Here is a 4,888-nt window from a genome sequence, read left to right as displayed (position 1 = left end):
CGCCGTGGTGGCTGCTCGCATTATGGGCGCTGTTTGCGGTTCAGTTGAACGTGCTGTTCGGCTGGCTGAAGAGACGGCTGTTGCTAGCGGCCGCAGCGGGCGCGCTGGCCGGCCCGTTGTCCTTTCGCGCGGGCGCGGCGTTTGGCGCGGTTCAGTTTGCCGATCCGGTTCTGTCGTTCGTCGCAATCGGCGCAGGATGGGCCGTGCTGATGCCGCTGATGCTGGCGCTGGCTCGGCGCTGGAACGGCGTGCACGTGCCTGCGGACTGAGCGGACGGCCCGCTTGAGGCAGATTGGGGAATTTGCTCACGTCGTCGCGGGCCGTACGGCGGCGACCCTCTGGGCCTTCGCTTGCCGACGCCGAGTTAGCGAAGTTTCGTCAACGCGGCCTGCGCAGTGAGGGCCGTTCGGGCATCCGGCAAGCCCCATGGCTTTAGTATTGATGTAGAGGGCCTGTGCCTCGCGGCGAGAGGACCAAGGGTAGAGTCATATCCTTAGAAGGTCTATCAAGTTTTCTTCAACCCTCACGTCTCGCTATGACGATCATCCCGCGCCCGCCCGTTGAAAGCGACGCTGTCCACAGCAGACAGTTACAGCAACTTCGTTTCGCGTAGACCGTCGATCACCACGACGCGCGGCAAATCTGCAAAATGCGTGCTAATCCCCGATGATCATCGTCGCGACCATAACTCACGCGCCGTGGGAACCGACTGTGTGAGTCGTCGATGAATGACCCGTCCGCCCAAGCGACACTTGCGAGGGATCTCATTCTATCGCTAGCAGATCGGCGGACGCTTCGTCTGACGGCACTTTTGCTGATGTCGGCCTCGATCTGAACGTTGTCTGCGCAAGCCTGTGTCTTCTCGCCAATTGCGTCACGAACGATTTGACGTTCCAGCGCCCTCACGTTTTCGCCCGGAAGTTTTGCCGGTTGACCGGCGCTCGTCATCCTTCCCTACAGCTCCCGCACTAAAGTTCTATTGTAGGCGGTCGTTAAAGTATATATGGGTGATTTCCACGCGGTTCGAACCGCGGCCCTTTTTGCGGGAATCCTAAGAGACGGGATGGATGATGACATGGTCAGTCCGAGTCCACTCGGTGTGATGAAACCAGCATGGAATAAAAGTGAATAATGAATTTGAAGCTGTGCGGATCCCAGAGCTGGTTGAATCGGCTGTGGAGCGTCTAGATGAGATGCTCTTTGGTCTTATCGGCTTTACGTCGGATGCAATTGTCACCATATATAACGCCACCGAGTCGAGGAATGCCGGATTGAGGCCGCAGCGGGTGTTAGGAAAACATTTCTTCGGCGAGGTCGCGCTATGCATGAACAATTTCATGGTAGCGCAGCGCTTCGAAGACGAAGACGTACTTGACGACATCGTTCCCTACGTTTTGACCTTGCGCATGCGCCCGACCCCGGTGCGGCTCAGGCTGCTAAAGGCCCCGGACTGCGAAATCCGTTTTGTCCTGATTGAGCGAAGGGTCACAAATTGAGCGCGGTGAATCCAGACACGAACGACATTGAGTCCGAGTACGAGGCGTTACTCTCGTTCATGTACCTGTCCCCGGTCGGGATTATTCGCAGCGACCTTGCGGGCCTCGTGGACATGATGAACCCGCTTGCCGCGCAGCTTCTCATGCCGCGGGTAAAAGACGGCGGTATCGAGAATATATTCGACAGCCTCGCATCAGTCGCTCCAGAGCTTCGCAATCTGGTAGCCAGCTTTGAGGGTGAGCGGGGCGCTGTGTGTGAAAACCACCGGGTGTTTGTGACACCGGCCAAGGATGGTGCGGTCGTCCTTGCCTGTTCGATCATCAAGGTGGGCGCGAATCTGCTGATGACGGTGCTCACGGACATTTCCCGACAGGTCGCCGCTGAGCGCAGCGCGCGGCAGACAGAGTCATGGCTCGCCGGAATCCACACGAGTGTCAACGATTTTGCGTACTTTACGCTTGACGCTGAGGGCTGCATCGAAAGCTGGAATCCATCGGTTGAACGCTTGACGGGCTTTGTTGAGTCGAATGTCGTCGGCCACACGCTCTCGCGTTTTTATGCCCGCGACGAGATCGCTCTGCACCGTTCTCCCGAGCACATCGCGCTGACGCGCGACGAGGGTTGGCATGTGGAGGAACTCTGGTGCGAAACCGTGACCGGTAGACGGTATTGGGGGCAAGTTCTCATTGCGGTACTCCGTGAGGACGACGGTGACATATCAGGGTATTCGGTGGTCCTGAGAGACGTGACGGAGCGGAAGGTGACCAGCGATAACCTCGCGCGTCTGCTTACGACCGACCATCTGACCGGCGTATCGAGCCGCGCTCACTTCTTTGAGATTGCGGAGTCCGAGGTCGTGCGTGCAGAACGGCACGGCCGTGCGTTGTCAGTCGTCATGCTTGACGCGGACTACTTCAAACGTATAAATGACACGGCAGGGCATCAGGCGGGCGACGAAGTGTTAAAGCGGATTGCTGGTGAAGCGATGGGCATGGTACGGACGTCCGACACTGTCGCGAGGCTTGGCGGTGAGGAATTCATTTTGATGCTGCCATCTACAACAGCCAGCGAGGCAATCGCGGTCGCTGAGCGATTGCGCGTTGCGGTCGAGCGGGCGCGAATCGACACGGCGGTCGGACAACTGAAAGCAACAGTGAGTCTTGGTGTGGCAAGCCTAAGTGAAGCAAATCCGACGCTTCAAAGCTTGCTGGCTGCCGCCGACCGCGCACTCTATGACGCGAAAAGAGCAGGCCGGAACTGCGTACGTGTAGAGGTTGCGGAGCAAACGGACACGGTTTGTTCCATGTGCCCAGACGGCAACGCGGTTCAAAACGTGACGGCCGCCCGGCGACGGGGCAACAGATGAAATCCCAAACAGCGAATATTGACGACGTTAGAGAGAGATGACTTCTTTCAAGATTCATAGCAGTAAGGCGGCCGGACAGTCGTACAGCTGTTCTGGATGCGCTGACACAGCGCCCTTGCCTGTGGACATTGATTTTGCATTTCAGCCAATCGTCGACATGGGCGCTCAGACCGTGTTCGCATGCGAGGCGCTGGTGCGTGGTGCAAACGGTGAATCCGCGCATTCGGTCCTGTCACAGATCGAGGACGTAAAGAAATATCAGTTTGACCAGCACTGTCGGCGGGTTGCTATTGCCCGTGCAGCTACGCTAGGTCTTGACGCATTCCTCTCCATCAATTTCATGCCCAACGCGGTCTACAGGCCGGAGGTCTGCATAAGGAGTACCCTGGATGCTGCGCAGGAGCATTGCTTCCCGATTGAAAGAATCATATTCGAGACGGTCGAGGGCGAACATCTGACGGACCGTAATCACCTGGTCGAGATTTTCAGGGCATACAAGAAATTCGGCTTTCTGACAGCAATTGATGATTTCGGGGCCGGTTATTCGGGACTCGCGCTCCTCGTGGATTTTCAGCCCGACATCATCAAGCTCGACATGGGGCTTCTCCGCGGTATCGACACTGACTCGGTGCGTCAGCGCATCGTGCGTGGCGTTCTATCGATATGTCACGATCTCGGCATCCGCGTGGTCGCGGAGGGCATCGAAACCAGAGAAGAGCGAGACTTCTTTGTCGCGCATGGCGTCAACCTGATGCAAGGTTACTTCTTCGCAAGACCTGGTTTCAAATCAATTCCGGAAATCAGTAGTGCCGCGTATCTTCCGTAACGATGAATACGGTTAAGTAGTCTCTGGCGCAATCAGCCGTTGACGCGGCTTCTTGGCGCGGCGTGCTTGTGCTGAGCGGGTCTATTGCAATTGAACGCCGCTATGCCCGAAGGGGCGCGGAACTGTATCACCCGAATGGCTCAGTCGCACTCGATCCCGATCAACAGGTCCGTGGCGCGGGTTCTGGTGCAGATTGGTTCATTGGACCGGTTAAAGTAGCGATCCAATCAATCTGGTAGGCGGCGATGAGCAAAGGGAAGGGGCTTGAGGGGTTGTTCGATGGGCTGCATTTTGATCGGGAGATCATTTTCTGTGCGTTCGTTGGTACCTTCGCTACAAGCTCAGCCTGCGCGACCTGGTCGAGATGATGGCCGAAAGGGGTCTGTCGCTGACGCACACCACGATCATGCGGTGGGTGAAGCGTTTCACACCGGAGTTCGTGAAGCGCTGGAATCGCTTTGCCATACCGGCAGGGCGGTCATGGCGCGTTGACGAGACCTATCTGAAGATTTGTGGCAAGTGGTTCTAGCTCTACCGGGCGGTAGATCGGTTCGGCCAGGCAGTCGACTTCATGCTCAGGACAAAGCGCGATGTGAGCGCGGCCAAAGCCTTTTGCGGCAAGGCCATCAAACATCAGGGCCAGCCACCGGAGACGATCACGCTCGATGGGTATGCCGCCTCGCACCGGGGCCGTGCGCGAGATGATCGCTGACGCTCTGTTGTCTGAGGAGGTGCATGTGCGCTCCTCGAAGTATCTGAATAACGTTATCGAACAGGGCCACCGAAACATCAAGTCCAGAACGAACGTGATGCTCGGATTCAAGCGATTCAGGGGTGCGAAGACCATGATTTCAGGCATCGAGCTGATGCACCGCATCCGCAAGGGTCAGTTCAATCTCCGCACTCTCGGACTCAAGGATACTGCTGCACCCGCCATCTGGAATGTTGTCCTATCCGATAAATAAGGTGTCCGTACGTATTGGGGGCGTCTCGGCTGCACCGGCTTTTTGCACCAGAACCGATAAGTGACACGGAAGGGCTATGCCGCTGGCGATTCCGTGCCTGCCTGGTGTTGTTCACCACGCCCCGGGGGGGGCTGTCAGAGGTGTATCATTTTGCCGACACGCGTGTTACGTGGGATCCGGCATGTTCAAGCTTCGATCCTGGGTTTTGACTTTGAGCCGGAACTTATGCAACAG

Annotated in this window: 4 protein-coding genes and 1 pseudogene; all 5 read left to right on the top strand. The window is 57.2% G+C overall.

The genetic code is table 11. The features are described 5' to 3' along the window. A partial coding sequence (locus tag P0D70_RS36170) for a DUF2878 family protein (protein ID WP_408188047.1) occupies positions 1 to 269 on the top strand: 269 nt, incomplete at its 5' end. An 855-nt stretch (positions 270 to 1,124) separates the two neighbouring features. Beyond that, positions 1,125 to 1,496, top strand: a complete 372-nt coding sequence (locus P0D70_RS36165) for a phosphonate transporter (protein WP_408188046.1) — start codon at positions 1,125 to 1,127, stop codon at positions 1,494 to 1,496. Positions 1,497 to 1,501: 5 nt separating this feature from the next. Further along, positions 1,502 to 2,863: a sensor domain-containing diguanylate cyclase gene (locus P0D70_RS36160; RefSeq protein WP_408188045.1), complete on the top strand. Its 1,362-nt coding sequence runs from the start codon at positions 1,502 to 1,504 to the stop codon at positions 2,861 to 2,863. A gap of 37 nt (positions 2,864 to 2,900) precedes the next feature. Then, the gene (locus P0D70_RS36155; RefSeq protein ID WP_408188044.1) at positions 2,901 to 3,689 is read left to right on the top strand and encodes an EAL domain-containing protein; all 789 of its coding nucleotides are present in this window, start codon (positions 2,901 to 2,903) and stop codon (positions 3,687 to 3,689) included. Positions 3,690 to 3,934: 245 nt separating this feature from the next. Further along, positions 3,935 to 4,654 (top strand): annotated as a pseudogene (locus P0D70_RS36150) (IS6 family transposase). The last annotated feature ends 234 nt before the right edge of the window (positions 4,655 to 4,888 follow it).

Origin of the sequence: Paraburkholderia sp. RL17-381-BIF-C (genome assembly GCF_046026435.1) — a bacterium.
Taxonomy (GTDB): domain Bacteria; phylum Pseudomonadota; class Gammaproteobacteria; order Burkholderiales; family Burkholderiaceae; genus Paraburkholderia.
This window is presented reverse-complemented; position numbering and strand designations above follow the sequence as displayed.

Coding starts and splice junctions, on each gene's coding strand:
- P0D70_RS36155 (WP_408188044.1), top strand. CDS start 2,901: ATGACTTCTTTCAAGATTCATAGCAGTAAGGCGGCCGGACAGTCGTAC.